Raw genomic sequence first — 17,657 nt, 5'->3', positions numbered from 1 at the left:
CGATTCGCGTTTTGCCGCTTTCTCGCGGTTTTTCTCCGCTCTACAGTAACCCATAAGAAATTCGGAATTTATCTAATAGTCTTATTATTTCCTTATATTTTGTGTGGGCGTACAGTGGAGGTACGGATGAAGATTGTCTGGTCAAAGACCGCTGAGAAGCAATTTTCTAAAATCGATACGCGATATCAGAACCGCATTAAATTCAGGCTGGAGAAGATGGATGATAAAACATCACCTGTCGCGGATATCAAGAAATTATCATCTCCCGAAAACCACTACAGGCTGCGATTAGGTGATTACAGGGTAATTTACACCTTCGGGGATCCGCCGGGTGATATCTGCTACGTAGTGGCGGTTAAACGCCGGACAACAACCACCTACCTTCATGAGGAGCATACGGAATATGACTGTTCAGTTCATAAAGGATAAAGAAGGGAAAAAACAGTATGTTGTCATTCCTTATAGTGAATATTTTCGCATGCGTTTAGCCACGCTTGAGTATGACGATGAGGATGAAAGCGACTGGGAAGATATCCCTTATGAATCAGATATCTACGATAACGTAGGTTTACCGGGGGAAGTGTGCGACGTCATGCATAACGAGAACGTCAGCCTACAGGCCGCCTGGCGCATTTTACGCGGCATGTCCCAGCAGGAGGTGGCGGAGAAGCTTGGCATCAGCCAGTCCGCCGTGTCACAGCTGGAAGCGCTGGACTCCCGACCGCAAAAGCGCACCCGCGAAAAGCTGGCGGCAATTTACGGCTGTAAACAGGAGCAGATCAGCCTCTATTTACCAAAAGAGGGTTAACAGCACTTCGCCCCGCCCTTGCCGCCGTAGCGGGCGTCCTGACGGTCGCGGAAAAATTCTTCGTAGGTCATGGGCGTCTGGTCCGGGTGGTTGACGCGCATATGCTCGACGTAGTTGTCGTAATCCGGCACGCCAATCATCATTTTAGCGGCCTGGCCCAGGTATTTACCTGCTTTGGAAAGGGTGTCGAACATAGTTCTGATCTCACAGGAAATGTAGGCCGGGTAAGGCGAAGCCGCCACCCGGCACACGGGTTAATGCGCCCCTTTCGCCTGGGTGACAATCTCGTCCAGGTTCTCAGGCATTGGCTCATACGGCGTCTCTTTCGCCGTCGGTTTGTCGACTTTCAAAGCCGCCAGCGCGGTTTTCAGAGAATACAACGCCAGCACCACAACCACCACCATAAAGAAGATGGTCAGCCCGGCGTCCAGACGGTTGTTAAACACCAGCTGCGACAGTTGAGATTCGGTGTACTGTGCCGGGATCTTACCGCTGTCGATCATCGCCTGGAACTTGTTGGCGATCGCCAGGAAGCCCACCTTATTGTCCGGGCTGAAGGCTTTCTGCCAGCCCGCGGTCAGGGTACAGATCAGCAGCCACGCCGTTGGCACCAGCGCCACCCATGCGTAACGCTGGCGCTTCATCTTGAACAGGACTACGGCACAGAGCATCAGGGCCATGCCCGCCAGCATCTGGTTGGCGATACCGAACAGCGGCCACAGGGTGTTAATCCCGCCGAGCGGATCGACCACGCCCTGATGCAGGAAGTAGCCCCACGCCAGCACGCACAGCGCCGTCGCCAGCAGGTTAGCCGGGAGTGAATCGGTACGCTTCAGGTTCGGGGAGATCACCCCCAGCAGATCCTGCAACATAAAGCGCGCCGCACGCGTACCGGCATCCACCGCCGTCAGAATAAACAGCGCCTCGAACAGAATGGCGAAGTGATACCAGAACGAGACATCCATCAGCCCGCCCAGCGCGCCGTGCAGAATGTAGGCCATGCCCACCGCCAGCGTTGGCGCCCCGCCTGCGCGGGAGATAATTGACTGCTCGCCGACCTCATTAGCGATATGCGTCAACGTTTCAGGGGTAATCGCAAAGCCCCAGCCGCTGACCACCTGCGCGGCAGAGGCAACCACGTCAACGGTGCCGGCCGGGGCCAGTACCGCCATTGGGCTGTTCATCGCAAAGTAAACGCCCGGGTCAATAATACAGGCCGAAACCAGCGCCATAATCGCCACGAAGGATTCCATCAGCATGCCGCCGTAGCCAATCAGGCAGGCCTGATTTTCATTCGCCAGCATCTTCGGCGTGGTTCCGGAGGCGATCAGCGCGTGGAAGCCCGACACCGCGCCGCAGGCGATGGTGATAAACAGGAACGGGAACAGGTTGCCGGTCCAGACCGGGCCGGTGCCGTCAATAAATTTGGTCAGCGCAGGCATGGTCAGGGTCGGGCGCATAATCAGAATGCCGATCGCCAGCCCGACGATGGTGCCGATTTTCAGGAAGGTGGAGAGGTAGTCACGCGGGGCCAGCAGCAGCCATACCGGCAGCACCGCCGCCACGAAGCCATAGCCCACCAGCATCCAGGTCAGTTGCACGCCGGTGAAGTCGAAGAACGGCGCCCAGGTCGGGCTTTCCGCTACCCAGCCGCCGGAGATAATGGCAAACACCAGGAACACCAGGCCAATAACTGAAACTTCACCAATGCGCCCCGGACGCAGATAGCGGATATAGATCCCCATAAACAGCGCCAGCGGAATGGTGAAGGCGACGGTATAGGTTCCCCACGGGCTGTGGGTCAAGGCTTTCACAACGATCATCGCCAGCACCGCGAGGATGATCACCATGATCATAAAGGTCGCCACCAGCGCAATCACCCCGGCGGTTGCGCCCATCTCCTCTTTCACCAGCTCACCCAGCGAACGACCGTCGCGGCGGGTGGAGACGAACAGCACCATGAAGTCCTGCACCGCGCCCGCCAGCACCACCCCCGCGAGGATCCAGATCATCCCTGGCAGGTAGCCCATCTGCGCGGCCAGTACCGGCCCCACCAGCGGGCCTGCCCCGGCAATCGCCGCGAAATGGTGACCGAACAGCACTTTTTTATCGGTCGGCACGTAGTCCAGCCCGTCGTTATGACGCACGGCCGGCGTCATGCGCGTGCCGTCTACGCCCAGTACCGTCTTCGCGATATAGCGGCCATAAAAACGGTATGCGATCAGATAAATGCAGACGGAGGCGACGACGATCCACAGCGCGTTGATCTGCTCCCCCCGGTTGAGGGCGATATAGCCCAGGGCAAAGGCTCCCACCACGGAGAGCACCGCCCACGTAAGGTATTTCCCTGAGTTGTTCATAGTTGTTGTCCGTTGTTGTGAAACAGTGAGATGTTACATTTTGTTTCTAGAACAACGGATAAAATTTAACAACTTTGAAACGCAATAATGCGTGGTCAAACCAGAGATTTACACCACAGTGTTAAGCCGATCACTTTCAGCTGAATGACTTACCCCAACACCATCGTACTCAACCGACAGGTACAGCACCGCCGCCCCTGCTCGTCGAACACCACGATCTCCCAGCTCTGGCTGGAACGGCCCAGATGCAGCGGCTGACACACGCCGCGTACCTTACCGTGAGAGACCGCGCGGTGGTGCGTGGCATTCAGTTCCGTGCCCACCACGTTCTGCCCGTCACGGGTCATCAGAAAACCGGCCATTGAGCCCAGCGTTTCCGCCAGCGCCGCCGAGGCGCCACCATGCAGCAGGCCAAACGGCTGGTGGGTGCGGGCATCCACCGGCATCTCTGCTTCCAGCGTATCGTCCCCGAGGCGGGTATAGACGATGCCAAGGTGCCCCACCATCGTATTCAGGCTGGTGGCGTTCAGCTCCTCGAGCGTTAAATGACGTTTCCAGATCATTACGCCCCCAGCGTGGAGCCGCCGTCCACCACGATATCCTGCAAGGTGATATGGCTGGCGGCATCGGATGCCAGGAACAGCACGGTCGCAGCAATCTCCTGTGGACGGGCAATTTTACCGAGCGGAATGCCGAGCTTGAACTGCTCGCCAAAGCCGCGAATGCGCCGCTGTTCCGCATCATCGCTGGTCCACAGGGTGCGCTGCATGTCGGTATCCGTTGAACCCGGCGACACCAGGTTACAGCGTACGCCGCTGCCCGCCAGCTCCAGCCCGACGGTCAGCGCCAGGCTTTTCAGCGCCGCTTTCGACGCGCCGTAGGCGCTCATGCCGATGCGCGGCGTGTGCGCCGCGTCAGAGGCCACCGTCACAATCGCCCCCCCCTGCTGATGACGGAACTGGCCCATCGTCTGCTGGAACAGGTTGAACGCGCCGCCGACGTTGACCGCAAAGGTCTGCTGCCAGTCCTCCTGCGAGAGCTGATCCGTCGCGCCCATACGCAGAATGCCCGCCGCGTTAACCAGCACATCGAGCCGCTCAAGGCTGCTGAGCAAACGCCCGCAGACGTCACTCGCCTGCGCCGCATCCGCCACGTCCAGCGTTTCGGTGGCAAACGGATATTCGCCGTGAGGGAAAGCCAGATCGAACCCGGTCACCTGCGCCCCGGCCTCCACAAATGCCAGCGCGGTCGCATAACCAATGCCCTTACCCGCGCCCGTCACCCAGACCGTTTTACCGGTGAAATCAAAAGCCATCACTTCACCTCGCGGGAGAGCAGCGCCCACCAGGCATCGAGGGTCGGATTTTTTGCCAGCATCACGAAATCAATGTCGCCGTGCACTTTGCGCCAGCGGGCGGCCAGCGCCATCATCCTCACTGAATCCAGACCGTAGTCGATCAGGTTTTCGTCATCCATCGGCTCGTCGGACTCGTCCAGCAGCGGCAGGATCAGCTCACGCAGCGCGGCTTTCGTTGTCGGAACGGACGGCAGCAGCTCGTCGGTCATAACCACGCGGCCCGAACGTCCTGCCACGTATTTCAGCGACATCAGGTGCTCGTCGCGGGTGAAATCCGCCAGCGCGTCGGCGATAAAGAACGGTTTGATGTCGCGCATAAAGGCGTCGGTGGCGGTGGTCATGCAGCCGATGTGGGCGTACACGCCGGTGATCAAAAGCTGGTTGCGCCCGGTCTCTTTAAGCATCTGCTCCAGCGGCGAGCGGTGAAACGCGCTGTAGCGCCACTTCACCAGCACGGTGTCCGCTTCGTCCGGGGTCAGCTCAGCGACGATGCGCTGCTGCTCCGGCGAGCGAGTCAGGCCCGGCCCCCACATATCGTTCAGCAGGGCGCGGTCTTCGTCGCTCTGATCTTTCGGCTGCGCGGTGTAGTACACCGGAATATTGTGCTCTTTGCAGTACGCGCGCAGTTTAGCGATGTTCGCCACTACCTGCTGCATCATGTCGCTATTTTCGCCCCAGAAGTTCAGGAAGTACTCCTGCATATCGTGGATCAGCAGCGCGGCGCGCTCCGGTTCAAACGCCCAGTTCACTTTACTGGTCGGCAGTTCGGCGGCGGTTGGCAGCGCGTATGCGGTTAATTTTGGAATGGCCATTATCTGTTCCTCAGCCCCGGGCGCGTTCAGCAAGCCACAGGCGCAACTGTTTCTTATCAACTTTGCCGACCGGCGTGAGCGGAAGCGCATCCACGCACTCCACGCGGTCCGGCAGCTTAAATTCGGCGACGCCCTGCTCGCGCAGGAAGCGGCGCACCTCCACCGCGCGCAGGGGCTGTTTCACCACCAGGTACGCGCAGCTTTTTTCGCCCAGCAGGCTGTCTTCCATGCTCACCAGCGCGGCGTGGATCACCGCGTCGTGGCGCAGCAGCAGGTTTTCGATCTCTTCGGCGGCGATCTTCTCGCCACCGCGGTTGATCTGATCTTTCTCGCGCCCCTGCACGGTGATGTAACCCTGCTCATCGATGGCGATCAGATCGCCCGAGCAGTAGAAACCGTTGGCATCAAAGGCGCTGGCGTTGTGTTCCGGGCTATTGAAATAGCCGCGGAAGGTGTAAGGGCCGCGCGTCATCAGACGCCCGACTTCCCCGCGCGGCAGCGGGTTGCCGTCCTCGTCCGCCACCCACACTTCATCGTCCGGGCACATCGGGCGGCCCTGGGTATTGATGATGCGCTCCGGCGCATCGTCGAGGGCGGTGTAGTTCACCAGCCCTTCCGCCATGCCAAACACCTGCTGAAGCTGGCAGCCAATTTCCGCCGGAATACGTGCCGCAAGCGTGGCGGAGAGACGTGCGCCGCCTACCTGGAGCAGTTCGAGGGATTTCAGCTGGGCGTTCCCCGCGCCGTCGGCAATCGCCTGCAACCACAGGCTGACCGCGGGCGGCACCAGTGAGGTGACGTTTATCTGATGCTGCTCAATCAGCGGGAAGCAGAGCGTGGCGCTCGGATCGTTCGCCAGCACCACGCAGCCGCCCGCCGTGAAAACGCCTAACGATCCCGGCGAGCTCATGGCGTAGTTATGCGCCGCGGGAAGTGCGTTCAGATAGCGGGTGTGCGCAGTGATTCCGCAGATTTCGTTGCTGCGACGGATGCTGTAGTCGTAGTCGTTGTGCGTACGCGGGATCAGCTTCGGCGTGCCGGTGCTGCCGCCGGAGAGCTGGAAGAACGCCACTTCGTCGGCGGGCGTCGGGTTCGGGATGAAATTGTCCGCCGGGCGTGCAATCGCCGCCTCCAGCGCGTGTTCGCCCTTATCGCCGCGTAGCAGCACAACGCGTACCGAGCGATGCGCATCCACAAAGGTATTGAGAAAATCATCACCCGCGAACAGCGTGTGGTCGCGGTCGGCAATCAGCACGGCGGGTTTGATCTGCTCCGCGTAGGCGTTGAGTTCGCTGCGCTGATGGCTAAAGAGCGCGTTGACCGGTGCGACGCCGATTTGCAGCAGCGCGAAGAAGGTGATGTAGAACTCGGCCACGTTGCCGAGCTGCACCAGCGCGGTCTCGCCGCGATGCAGCCCCTGCGCCTGAAGGACAGACGCCAGATTCGTCACCGCCTGATTAAACGCGCGGTAGGTGATGCGGCGATCGCCGTCAATTATCGCGACCGCATCGTTGTCCGCATGGTCCGTCAGGATGTGGGTCAGCGGCAGATCCTGCCAGTAGCCTTTTTCACGGTAGCGGCGGGCAAAATCCTCAGGCCAGCGGGTAAAAGGGATGGTCATGAGTATTCCTTAGTGCAAACCAAACACGTTGAGCATGGTGGAGAGCTTCACGCCCGTCTCGCGCCACTCGCCCACCGGGGAGGAAGCAGGCACAATGCCCGCGCCGGCAAACAGGCGAACGGTATTCTGATGCAGCCGCGCGCAGCGGATAGTTACCACCCACTCGCCGTTACCTTCGCTGTCGCACCAGCCGACGATGCCGCCGAACAGCTCACGATCGAACGGCTCCAGCTCGGCAATCAGCTCTTTTGCCGCCTGATGCGGGAAGCCGCTCAGCGCTGGCGTCGGGTGCAGCAGGCAGGCCAGCGTCAGGGCGTTCTCGTTTTCACGCGCGTCACCTTCTACCGGCGTCGCCAGATGCCACAGGGTCGGCGTGGTGATCAGCTGCGGGGAAGCCGGCATGGTCAGATGATGGCTGCGCGGTTCCAGAATGGTTTTCATCGCCTGCGTTACCAGGTCGTGCTCGTGACGGTCTTTTTCGGAGGCCAGCAGCTTAGTGCCCGCTTCGCGATCCAGCACATCGTCCGGCTGACGGCGCGCAGAGCCCGCCAGCGGCAGCGAGCTAAAGTGCTCGCCCTCTTTACGCAGCAGCAGTTCCGGGCTGGCGCCCAGCAGCACGCCGCCGTCTTCCAGCGGTACGTGGAAGTTAAAGCTAGCCGGGTTCTGGGCGATAAGACGCTCCATCAGCGCGCTGCTATCAATCTGTTTGTCGGTGGCGATATCAATCAGGCGCGACAGCACCACCTTATTCACCTGCGGCGTGGCGGTGAGCGACGCGGCGCGGGCGACCATCTCCTCGAAAACCGGCTGCGGCGGGATCTCGGTGCGTTGTTGCACGTTCAGCGTCTGCGCGCCGGAGGCGTAGCGTGCGGACTGCTGACGCGCCGGGCGGGAGAAGGTTTGCCAGCGTTGCGGAATAAACAGCGATGACGGTTTGTGGGTATCGAAGGGGATCGCCCCTACCATCACCGGATGGGCAATGCCGCTGTTTTTCGCATTCTGGAAAGCCTGAGCTAATTTCTGCTGAAAGGGGCCCGCCGGATCGTCACCGCCGACGGCGGGTTCAGAAAAACGGGCAAAACAGCCTGACGTGGTAAAACTGCGATAGGGCGACATAAAGAAAAAGCTGTCTGATTGCAGCGTGGTCGCGGTGTGCTGAAGGTCCTCAGCCAATGACGTATCCATATCATCCTCCTAAAATGATAAAAGCAGTAATAATGATTATCATTTATATTTTCGTCGGCTAACCTAATCCCACATCGCCCTGGTGTCAACCGCAGAGCAAACAACTTGTGCGACTAACGCTTGCATACCTTCCCCGCAATCATGAAAATGAGAAGCATTAACTTCAACAAAAACAGGATGCCGCTCTGTGAAACTCCCTGCCGTTTGCCGTAATGCCTTTCTTTTAACAGGACTTTTTGTTTTAGGACTAACCTCAGCGACGGCCGCCGACTGGCCGCGTCAGGTCACAGACAGCCGCGGCGTACATACGCTTGAGAGCAAACCGACGCGCATTGTCTCCACCAGCGTGACCCTAACCGGCTCCCTGCTGGCCATTGACGCCCCGGTTATTGCCAGCGGAGCCACCACGCCAAACAACCGCGTAGCGGATGCACAGGGCTTTTTACGTCAGTGGGGCGATATCGCGAAACAGCGTAAGGTTGCCCGGCTGTACATCGGCGAGCCGAGCGCCGAAGCCGTCGCGGCCCAGATGCCGGACCTGATTTTGATCAGCGCCACCGGCGGGGATTCCGCGCTGGCACTCTACGATCAGCTTTCCGCCATCGCCCCGACGCTTATCATTAACTACGACGACAAAAGCTGGCAGGAACTGCTGACCCAGCTGGGGACGATCACCGGGCAGGAAACACAGGCCGCAGAGCGCATCGCTGCCTTCGATAAACAGCTCGCCCAGGTGAAGCAGCAGATGAAGCTGCCGCCGCAGCCGGTGAACGCCATCGTCTACACCGCCGCGGCGCACACGGCGAACCTGTGGACGACAGACTCGGCTCAGGGCAAGCTGCTGCACCAGCTGGGCTTCACGCTGGCGGCGTTACCTGATGGATTGCACACCTCGCAAAGCCAGGGCAAGCGTCACGACATTATTCAGCTGGGCGGGGAAAACCTGGCGACGGGGCTGAACGGCGAAGGGCTGTTCGTGTTTGCCGGCGACCAGAAAGACGTGGACGCGATTTACGCCAACCCGCTGCTGGCGCATCTGCCGTCGGTCAAGAACAAGCGCGTCTGGGCGCTGGGAACGGAGACGTTCCGCCTGGATTATTACAGCGCGTTGTTGGTGTTGCAGCGTTTGAATTCAATTTTTAAATAAGTGGCACGTTTCCCGTAGGCCCGGTAAGCGCAGCGCCACCGGGCGTTTTGTCGGGTGGCGGCTACGCCTTACCCGACCTACAGGTTCTGCCTGAACCGACGCAACTCCACCAAAACCGCCAATAAAATTACGCCAACCACGGCTAACACAAACCCGCTGCTGCTCGCCGACGCCACCGGGGTCATTATCGCTCCCAGCCCGCCGAGGATCGCTGCGCCAATCGCATCGCCCGTGACGTTCTGCGCCGTCCACAGGCCGTTAATGCGCCCGAGCATCCCTTCCGGCGTCTGGGTCTGGATCAGGGTGTACTGTAAAAGAGAGCTGACCGCGCTCAGCCAGCCAAAAATCACCAGACACATCACCCCCAGCGCCCACACCGGCATCAGGCTGAAGAAACCAATCGCGATAAACGAGGCCAGCGTCGCCACCAGCATGATTAACCCCGGTCTCGCGCTCTGCGCCAGGTTTCCGCTGGTCAGCGCCCCGCACGCGGCGCCGAGCGGAATGGCGGCGTACAGCACCCCAATCTCTGAGGCGCTCATCTGCCACTCGCCCGCCAGCGCCGGGTACAACACGCGCACGGCGCTCGCCATCGTCAGCAGGCCGCCGAGCAGCGCAATGCCGCCAATCAGCGGGTTGCTGAACAGAAAACGAATCGCGGCCATCAGGGACTTCAGCGGATGCTCGCGCGGCTGCGGCGGCGGTGGCAGGAGCGGCAGACGCAGCAGCGTCAGGGTGGTGATAAAGGTTCCCGCCGCGGCAAGGCCGTAGTTCCACGCCACGTTGCCGGTCGCCAGCAGCAGGCCGCCGACCATCGGCGAAATCACCGATCCCAGACGCACGGTGAGCATGGTGATCGCCCCCGCCTGCATCAGGTTCTCGCGCCCGACCAGCGCGGGCGTGGCCGCCAGCAGCGCCGTCACGCCTAACGAGGCAAAAAAGCCGTCCCACAGGCCCAGGGCATAAATCGCCATCAGCGACGGCTCCGGCAGCATTGCGTTCAGACACAGCCCGACAAAGCCCACCCCGCAGGTGCCGCGCGCCAGCAGGATCAGTTTTTTACGCTCGTAGCGGTCCGCCAGTACGCCGCCCACCATCAGGCCGATAAACATCGCCCCGCCGGTTAAGGTGACGGATAACCCCACCAGCCAGCTGGAGTGGGTCATGGTCTGGATCTGTACCGGCACGGCGACCCCGAGCAGGCCGAGGGATAAAATGGAGATAAAGCGGGCGATAAAAACCGCTCGAAACGCCGGGTGCGTTTTCAGCAGGCTGAGGTTGAGCAGCCAGGATTTTTGATTCATGACAAGGCCTTGAGGTATCGGTCTACCATTTCCATGGGCGCACATGCTAACATAGCCAAATAAGATAGATAACGATAATTACTATCATTATCACATCATGGACGTTGCTATGTCGTTTTCCTCTTCCGCGGTGCGCGCCGTAGCCGTGCCCGTTTTATTGCTGCTGTTGATCCTTGCGATTGCACTCAGTTTGCTGGTTGGCGCGAAGCCGCTGCCCGCGTCCGTTATTGTCGATGCACTCTCCGGTACCTGCCAGAGCGCCGACTGCACCATCGTGCTCGACGCCCGGCTGCCCCGCACCCTTGCCGGCCTGCTGGCCGGTGGCGCACTCGGGCTTGCCGGTGCCCTGATGCAAACCCTCACCCGCAACCCGCTGGCGGACCCTGGCATTCTCGGCGTGAACTCTGGTGCCAGTTTCGCCATTGTGCTCGGCGCGGCGCTGTTTGGTTTCACCTCTCCGTCTGAACAGCTGGTGATGGCCTTCTGCGGCGCGCTGGCCGCCTCGCTGGTGGTGGCCTTTACCGGCAGCCAGGGCGGCGGACAGCTCAGCCCGGTACGTCTGACACTGGCGGGCGTGGCGCTCGCGGCGGTGCTGGAAGGCTTATCGAACGGCATCGCCCTGCTCAACCCGGACGTGTATGACCAGCTGCGCTTCTGGCAGGCCGGTTCGCTGGATATCCGTACCCTTGATACCCTGAAAGTGGTGGCATTCCCGGTGTTTATCGCTGCCGCCGTAGCGCTGTGTTTAAGCCGGGCGCTCAACAGCCTGAGCCTCGGCAGCGACACCGCGACCGCCCTCGGCAACCGCGTGGCGCGCACGCAGCTGACGGGCCTGCTTGTCATCACCGTGCTGTGCGGCAGCGCGACCGCCGTCGTCGGGCCGATTGCCTTCATCGGCCTGATGATGCCGCACATGGCGCGCTGGCTGGTGGGGGCGGATCACCGCTGGTCGCTGCCGGTCACGCTGCTGGCGACCCCTGCCCTGCTGCTGTTTGCCGACGTACTGGGCCGCCTGCTGGTGCCGGGTGAATTGCGCGTCTCGGTGGTCAGCGCCTTTATCGGCGCGCCGGTGCTGATCTTCCTGGTACGACGCAGACGCGGGGGTGGCGCATGATGGCCCCGTCCCGTAGATTACTCACCAGCGTCGTCCTGCTGGTCGTCGCCAGTCTGCTGCTGGCGGTCTGGAGCCTGCAAAGCGGTGCCGTAACGCTTGATTTCGCGCAGGTCTTTCACGCTCTCACTGGCAGCGCGCCGCGTAACATCACCATGGTGGTCACCGAATGGCGACTGCCGCGTGTGGCGATGGCGATCCTGGTTGGCGCGGCGCTCGGCGTCAGCGGCGCAATATTCCAGTCGCTGATGCGTAACCCCCTCGGCAGCCCGGACGTGATGGGCCTGAATACCGGCGCGTGGAGCGGCGTGCTGGTGGCGATGGTGCTGTTCGGGCAGCATCTCATGGCCATTACCTTTACGGCGATGGCGGGCGGCATTCTCACCTCCCTGCTTATCTGGGCCCTGGCCTGGCGCAACGGCATCGACACCTTCCGCCTGATCATCATCGGGATCGGCATCCGCGCGATGCTGATGGCGTTTAACACCTGGCTTCTGCTACAGGCGTCGCTGGAAACCGCACTCTCCGCCGGGCTGTGGTACGCCGGTTCCCTCAACGGTCTGACGTGGGGAAAAACCTGGCCCGCCGCGCCGCTGATTATCCTGATGTTTATTGGCGCGTTGCTGCTGGTCAGGCGCATGCGGCTGCTGGAGATGGGCGACGACAGCGCCTGCGCGCTGGGCGTGAGCGTAGAGCGCTCGCGCCTGATGCTGATGCTGGTGGCGGTCTTGCTGACCGCAGCGTCTACCGCCATCGCCGGGCCGATCTCGTTTATTGCCCTTGTCGCGCCGCATATCGCGCGGCGACTTAGCGGCACCGCGCGCTGGGGATTAACCCAGGCAGCGCTGTGCGGCGCAGTATTACTGCTGGCCGCCGATCTCTGCGCTCAGCAGCTGTTTACGCCTTATCAACTGCCGGTGGGCGTGGTGACCGTCAGCCTCGGCGGGATTTACCTCATCGTCTTGCTCGTTCAGGAGTCACGCAAGAAATGACAGATTCAACACCCCGCTTGCGCGGCGAAAACTTGACCCTCGGCTACGGTAAAAAAATCATTGCCCGGGACTTATCCGTTGCCATTCCGGACGGCCACTTCACCGCCATCATCGGGCCAAACGGCTGCGGCAAATCGACATTGCTGCGCACGCTGAGCCGCCTGATGTCGCCGGTTGAGGGCAGCGTGTTCCTCGACGGGGAGCAGATCCAGCGCTTCGCCAGCAAAGAGGTGGCGCGCCGAATTGGGCTGCTGGCGCAAAACGCCACCACGCCGGGGGATATTACCGTGCAGGAGCTGGTCTCACGCGGGCGCTATCCGCACCAGCCGCTGTTTACCCGCTGGCGCAAGGAGGACGACGAGGCCGTGAAGCGCGCGATGCAGGCGACGGGCATCACCGATCTGGCCCAGCAAAGCGTCGATACCCTCTCCGGCGGACAGCGCCAGCGCGCGTGGATCGCGATGGTGCTGGCGCAGGAGACCTCCATCATGCTGCTGGACGAGCCGACGACCTGGCTGGATATCAGCCATCAGATTGACCTGCTGGAGCTGCTGAGCGAACTGAATCGTACGCAGGGGTACACCCTGGCGGCAGTGCTGCACGACTTAAACCAGGCGTGCCGCTACGCTACGCATTTGATTGCGTTGCGCGACGGCGAGATTGTGGCGCAGGGCGCGCCGAAGGAGATTGTGACGCCGGATCTGATCGCGCGGATCTACGGCATGCGCTGCATGATTATTGACGATCCGGTGGCGGGTACGCCGTTGGTGGTGCCGTTGGGCAAGCGTGCGGTCTGATGCCCTCACCCCGGCCCTCTCCCACGGGGAGAGGGAGCAAACCATCCCCTCTCCCCGTGGGAGAGGGTTAGGGTGAGGGGCTTTAAACGTTACCCCAAAATTTCCTTCAGTACCGGCCCAATCTTTTCAAACGCCTGCGGTGAAATAATATCCACGTGGGCGCAGTCCTGGCTGTATACCTCCAGCTCACCCACCCACGGCGCCCACACGACCTGCGGATCCATCGTTCGCGTTCGCTCGGCGACAAACAGCGTCGCTTTACCGTCAAACCGCGCGCTGTGTGCCGTGGTGAGCAGCCGCACCGCGTCCGCATAGTTGCCTTCAATGGCGTTAAACAACTCGCTGGAGCCCTGCCCCTGCTGGGCAGCGATAAACGCCTGGCGTTCGCGCTCAATTTCCGCCAGCACCTCCGGATCGAGGCCGTTGGCCTCTTTCTCCGCCCAGTTCTGGGTTTCCGGTGGCCAGGTATCCAGCAGGCCGAGGAACGCTACGTCTTCACCCTGCTCGCGCAGACGCGCCGCAATGCCCTGCGCCAGCGTGCCGCCGAGGGAATAGCCGAACAGATAATACGGCCCCTGCGGCTGTTGCTTACGCAACGTGTTCAGATGATGTTCGATCACCGCATCGAGATCCGCACACTGCTGCATCGGCCCGTCAGGCCGGGGAGACTGAATGCCGACGATTGACCAGCGCGGGCTGAGGTAGCGCGCCAGGACGCTAAACTGCCAGGCAAAGCCGGACGCCGGATGGAAGCAGAACAGCGTGGGGCCGTTGCTTTCACGCAGCGGGAGAACGGTTTCATACCCCAGACGCTGCGCCTGCTCGTCGCTCATCTGCGAGTCCAGCAGGGCGCTAAGCTTGCTCACCGTCGAGGCGACCATAATCTGCCCCGGCGTGACCTTGCGGCTGAACGCACGGCTGAGCTGAGCCGCAAGGCGCATCGCCAGCAGCGAGTGGCCGCCGAGGGCAAAGAAATCGGCCTTGATATCGTTCACCGCGCAGCCCAGAAGGGCAGAAAACGCCTGCGCCACGGCGACTTCGGTTTGCGTCTCGGGCGCGCGACCGGAAGTTTTGCTGGTCAGCTCCGGCAGCGGCAGCGCCTTGCGATCCAGTTTGCCGTTGGCGCTTAACGGCAGCGCGCTGATTTGCAGCAGCACCACCGGCACCATATGCGGCGGCAGCTGGGCTTTGAGTGATGCAAGCAGCGCGTCGCGATCCAGCGGTAAGCCGGATTCAGAGACAACGTATCCCACCAGCTGGCGGGCATCGCCGCCCGTAGCAGCCGCCTGGTTGAACACGCAGGCGTGCGCCACCGCCTGGGCCACATCCGGTAGCGCGAGCATCGCCCGGTCGATTTCGCCCAGCTCGATGCGCTGGCCGCGGATTTTCAGCTGATCGTCGCTGCGGCCCAGATATTCCACCGCGCCGTTGTCCAGCCAGCGGGCAACGTCCCCGGTGCGGTACATTCGCTCGCCGGGGGCAAACGGATCGGCGATAAAGCGGCTGGCGGTAAGGTCGGGGCGTCCCAGATACCCCTGCGCCAGCTGAATGCCGGTGAGATACAGATCCCCCGCCACGCCGAACGGCACCGGGCGCATCATCGCGTCCAGAATGCGCAGCCCCGTATTCCACACCGGGAAGCCGATCGGCACGCTGTTGCCTTCCACCGCCGCCAGCTCGGGGCCAAACGCCGGATACCAGCTCACATCCACCGCCGCTTCGGTTGGGCCATAGAGGTTGTGCAGCGGCGCATGGGTGAGCTGTTCCCACTCGCGACACAGCGCAGTCGGCAGCGCTTCGCCGCTACAGAACACCTGCTTAAGGGTTTTGCAGCACACAGCGTTTTCCGGGGTCAGAGAGGCGACAAAGGCCGCCAGCATCGACGGCACGAAGTGGGTGGTGGTTACGCCATATTCTGCGAAGAAGCCCTGCATCGCCTGCGGATCGCGGTGCGCGTCCGGCTCGGCCATCACCAGCTTCGCCCCGGCGATAAACGGCCACCAGAACTCCCACACCGACACGTCAAAGCTGCACGGCGTTTTCTGCGCCACCACGTCATGCGCCGCCAGTGGATAATGATCCTGCATCCACTTCAGGCGGTTAACGATGGCGGTATGGCCGACCATCACCCCTTTTGGACGCCCCGTCGAACCGGAGGTAAAGATGATGTACGCGGTCTGCTCCGGCTTCGCCAGGCGCAGAGGTTCAGCATCGGTGGCCGGTAATAGTGTGTTGTAACTAAAGGTGGCGATCGGCAGATCGTTAAAGCGCGGAAGCTGCTCGTCGGTGGTAATGAGCAGCGACGGCTTCGCGTCCTCCAGCATCATCCGCAGACGGTCATCCGGGTAACCGGTATCCAGCGGCAGCCAGGCGGCGCCAGCTTCAACAATCCCGTGCAGCGCCAGGGTCAGGAACACCGAGCGCGGGAGCGCCACCGCCACGCTGTCGCCCGGCTTCACGCCGCGCGCGCGCAGCAGGTTTGCCAGCGCGACCACCTGCTCGCGCATCTGGCGGTAGTTCAGTTCAGTATGGGCATCCGCCAGCGCGGGGGCGTCCGGCGTTTTGCTCGCCTGCTCCGCCACAAGATCCGCCAGCGTGGTGGACGGCAGCGCCAGCCCGGTATCGTTGATGCGCGCCAGCCGGGCGTATTCCTGCTCTGATACGGTTTCCACGTCGCCACAGCCCAGGTCCGGATTGGCGGCAAACTGCGTCAGCATTGCGTTCAGGCGCGCCGCGTGCCCCTTCAGCGTCGCCTCGTCGTAACGCTGCCCGTTGGCGAGGATCTCAATGCTCAGTCCGCCCTGCTCGTCCGGGAACAGCGCCAGCTCCAGATCGTTCACCGGGCCGGTTGCCAGCGTGTGGGTAATGGCCTCCACGCCGTCGATATTCAGCTGATAATCGAACACCTTGACGTTCAGCACCGGACCAAAAAGGGCTTCGTCGCCTGCGGCACGTCCGCTGTCGCGCACGATCTGCTCGGCGTCGTAACGCTGATGGCGGCGCATCTTTTTCAGCTGGTTCGCCAGGCGCAGCGCCAGTTCCGGCAGGCTCTCCTGCGGGCGAATATTCACCGCCAGCGGCAGGACGTTGAGCACCGGTCCGGTCGCGGTCAGCGCGGCGGAGCCCATGCGGCGCATAAAGATAAACCCGGCGGCGTAGTCCAGCCGTCCGGTCAGGCGGCCCAGCCACAGCGCCACCAGCGCAAGGGCCAGATCGGTACGCTGCGCCTGGCCTGCCTTCTGTGCAAGCTGGCTGAACGCACGGCCGTCCATCGCAATTTTCAGGCGCAGGATATCGGTGGTGGCGGCGCGTCCCGGCAGCGGCGCGGAAGAGAGCGAGACCGGAGAAGGAAGCTGTTTGCGTTGTTCGGCCCAGAAAGCACCGTCGCGCTGATACGCCTCGCTGTCGCGATAGCGCTGATACTCCTCCACCACCTCGGCGAACGGGGTGAACGGCGAGGCCGGCGTGGATTCACCTTTCTGCCACGCAGCGTAAATGGCGGTGATCTGACGGGTAATAGCAGGGAAGCTGAAGCCATCCACCACCAGATGATGATACCGCTGATACCAGTACCAGTGGCTTTCTCCCACCTGGATCAGCTGGTGAAACGCCAGCGGCTGACCGCTGTCGACGCGCAGGTTCTGGTTGAGATCGGCCTCCATCAGCGCCACGGCGGCGTCGTGGGAGTCAACGCGCACGATGGACGGCTCCGGCAGGAGCATGGCCTCATCGATCCACTGCCACACCTCACCGTTATCTTCGGCAAAACGCATCCGCAGGGTGTCGGCCTGCATCATGCCTTCAGCGATGGCTTTTGCCAGCAATGGCGCATCGATAGCGCCTTTCAGCTCGGTGTAGTGCGCGACGCTCCAGGCGTTTGGCAGGGAGGAAAGCTGCTCTGCCATCCAGATCCCCGGCTGGGCGGCGACAAGAGGGAGACGGTTCATGCGCGCTCCCCCGCAAAACATGACGGCTCAAGCGTCTGCCACTGTTCCGCCAGCCACTGCTGGCACGCCTCCTGAGATTGCGGTTCGCAGACCACGCGCCAGCCCGCGGGCAACTCGCACTGCTGCGGCCACAGGCTGTACTGCCCCTGGTCATTTTGCAAAATGGCGAACTGTCCCTGCGGATTATCGAAAGGATTGCTGAATTCCATACAGACT

Annotated in this window: 16 protein-coding genes; 6 read left to right on the top strand and 10 right to left on the bottom strand. The window is 61.7% G+C overall.

Going from position 1 to position 17,657, the window contains the following annotated elements; genetic code table 11:
- Positions 1 to 126 precede the first annotated feature (126 nt).
- Together LOC22_RS16575 and LOC22_RS16570 are read left to right on the top strand one after the other, a co-directional pair.
- Positions 127 to 429 carry a type II toxin-antitoxin system RelE family toxin gene (locus tag LOC22_RS16575; RefSeq protein ID WP_015571170.1) on the top strand — a complete coding sequence of 101 codons (303 nt, stop codon included), beginning with the start codon at positions 127 to 129 and terminating at the stop codon, positions 427 to 429.
- The gene (locus LOC22_RS16570; protein ID WP_017694334.1) at positions 404 to 808 is read left to right on the top strand and encodes a helix-turn-helix domain-containing protein; all 405 of its coding nucleotides are present in this window, start codon (positions 404 to 406) and stop codon (positions 806 to 808) included. The genes LOC22_RS16575 and LOC22_RS16570 overlap by 26 nt, the downstream gene beginning before the upstream one ends.
- On the opposite strand, the gene LOC22_RS16565 is transcribed toward LOC22_RS16570, so the two are convergent.
- The 7 genes from LOC22_RS16565 to entC form a co-directional block, all read right to left on the bottom strand.
- Positions 805 to 1,002, bottom strand: a complete 198-nt coding sequence (locus LOC22_RS16565) for a YbdD/YjiX family protein (protein WP_006809671.1) — start codon at positions 1,000 to 1,002, stop codon at positions 805 to 807. The genes LOC22_RS16570 and LOC22_RS16565 overlap by 4 nt on opposite strands.
- Positions 1,003 to 1,062: 60 nt before the next feature.
- Positions 1,063 to 3,168, bottom strand: a complete 2,106-nt coding sequence (gene cstA, locus LOC22_RS16560; RefSeq protein ID WP_015571172.1) for a pyruvate/proton symporter CstA — start codon at positions 3,166 to 3,168, stop codon at positions 1,063 to 1,065.
- Between the two features lie 149 nt (positions 3,169 to 3,317).
- Positions 3,318 to 3,731 (bottom strand): proofreading thioesterase EntH, encoded by a 414-nt coding sequence (gene entH, locus LOC22_RS16555; RefSeq protein ID WP_015571173.1) that lies wholly within the window; start codon positions 3,729 to 3,731, stop codon positions 3,318 to 3,320.
- Positions 3,731 to 4,483 carry a 2,3-dihydro-2,3-dihydroxybenzoate dehydrogenase EntA gene (gene entA, locus LOC22_RS16550; RefSeq protein WP_015571174.1) on the bottom strand — a complete coding sequence of 251 codons (753 nt, stop codon included), beginning with the start codon at positions 4,481 to 4,483 and terminating at the stop codon, positions 3,731 to 3,733. The genes entH and entA overlap by 1 nt, the downstream gene beginning before the upstream one ends.
- Positions 4,483 to 5,337 (bottom strand): isochorismatase, encoded by an 855-nt coding sequence (locus LOC22_RS16545; protein ID WP_015571175.1) that lies wholly within the window; start codon positions 5,335 to 5,337, stop codon positions 4,483 to 4,485. The genes entA and LOC22_RS16545 overlap by 1 nt, the downstream gene beginning before the upstream one ends.
- Positions 5,338 to 5,347: 10 nt before the next feature.
- Positions 5,348 to 6,958: a (2,3-dihydroxybenzoyl)adenylate synthase EntE gene (gene entE / locus LOC22_RS16540; protein WP_180263009.1), complete on the bottom strand. Its 1,611-nt coding sequence runs from the start codon at positions 6,956 to 6,958 to the stop codon at positions 5,348 to 5,350.
- Between the two features lie 9 nt (positions 6,959 to 6,967).
- On the bottom strand, positions 6,968 to 8,143 hold the full coding sequence (gene entC / locus LOC22_RS16535; RefSeq protein WP_230239063.1) for an isochorismate synthase EntC: 1,176 nt from the start codon (positions 8,141 to 8,143) through the stop codon (positions 6,968 to 6,970).
- 187 nt (positions 8,144 to 8,330) lie between these two features.
- Here entC and fepB point away from each other — a divergent pair, with 187 nt between their 5' ends.
- A complete protein-coding gene (fepB, locus tag LOC22_RS16530; protein ID WP_032103091.1) occupies positions 8,331 to 9,290 on the top strand; it encodes a Fe2+-enterobactin ABC transporter substrate-binding protein in 960 nt (319 codons plus the stop codon).
- A gap of 77 nt (positions 9,291 to 9,367) precedes the next feature.
- On the opposite strand, the gene entS is transcribed toward fepB, so the two are convergent.
- Positions 9,368 to 10,594, bottom strand: a complete 1,227-nt coding sequence (gene entS / locus LOC22_RS16525; RefSeq protein ID WP_017382514.1) for an enterobactin transporter EntS — start codon at positions 10,592 to 10,594, stop codon at positions 9,368 to 9,370.
- A 109-nt stretch (positions 10,595 to 10,703) separates the two neighbouring features.
- Between entS and fepD the strand changes: the two genes are divergently transcribed.
- From fepD to fepC, 3 genes are read left to right on the top strand one after another with little or no spacing between them, the layout of a single operon-like run.
- Positions 10,704 to 11,708, top strand: coding sequence for a Fe(3+)-siderophore ABC transporter permease (fepD, locus tag LOC22_RS16520; RefSeq protein ID WP_047365398.1), 1,005 nt, complete (start codon positions 10,704 to 10,706; stop codon positions 11,706 to 11,708).
- Positions 11,708 to 12,697: an iron-enterobactin ABC transporter permease gene (gene fepG, locus LOC22_RS16515; RefSeq protein WP_074143379.1), complete on the top strand. Its 990-nt coding sequence runs from the start codon at positions 11,708 to 11,710 to the stop codon at positions 12,695 to 12,697. Before fepD ends, fepG begins: the two co-directional genes overlap by 1 nt.
- On the top strand, positions 12,694 to 13,494 hold the full coding sequence (gene fepC, locus LOC22_RS16510) for an iron-enterobactin ABC transporter ATP-binding protein (RefSeq protein WP_032647637.1): 801 nt from the start codon (positions 12,694 to 12,696) through the stop codon (positions 13,492 to 13,494). Before fepG ends, fepC begins: the two co-directional genes overlap by 4 nt.
- A gap of 89 nt (positions 13,495 to 13,583) precedes the next feature.
- Here the strand turns inward: fepC and entF are convergent, their stop codons facing one another.
- Both entF and LOC22_RS16500 read right to left on the bottom strand, forming a co-directional pair.
- Positions 13,584 to 17,441 carry an enterobactin non-ribosomal peptide synthetase EntF gene (gene entF, locus LOC22_RS16505; RefSeq protein ID WP_230239062.1) on the bottom strand — a complete coding sequence of 1,286 codons (3,858 nt, stop codon included), beginning with the start codon at positions 17,439 to 17,441 and terminating at the stop codon, positions 13,584 to 13,586.
- On the bottom strand, positions 17,438 to 17,650 hold the full coding sequence (locus LOC22_RS16500; RefSeq protein ID WP_015571182.1) for an MbtH family protein: 213 nt from the start codon (positions 17,648 to 17,650) through the stop codon (positions 17,438 to 17,440). Before LOC22_RS16500 ends, entF begins: the two co-directional genes overlap by 4 nt.
- Between the last annotated feature and the right edge of the window lie 7 nt (positions 17,651 to 17,657).

Source organism: Enterobacter sp. AN-K1, assembly GCF_020971765.1.
Classification (GTDB): domain Bacteria; phylum Pseudomonadota; class Gammaproteobacteria; order Enterobacterales; family Enterobacteriaceae; genus Enterobacter; species Enterobacter hormaechei_C.
Note: the sequence above shows the minus strand (reverse complement) of the source record. Positions and strands in the feature narration are given on the sequence as shown.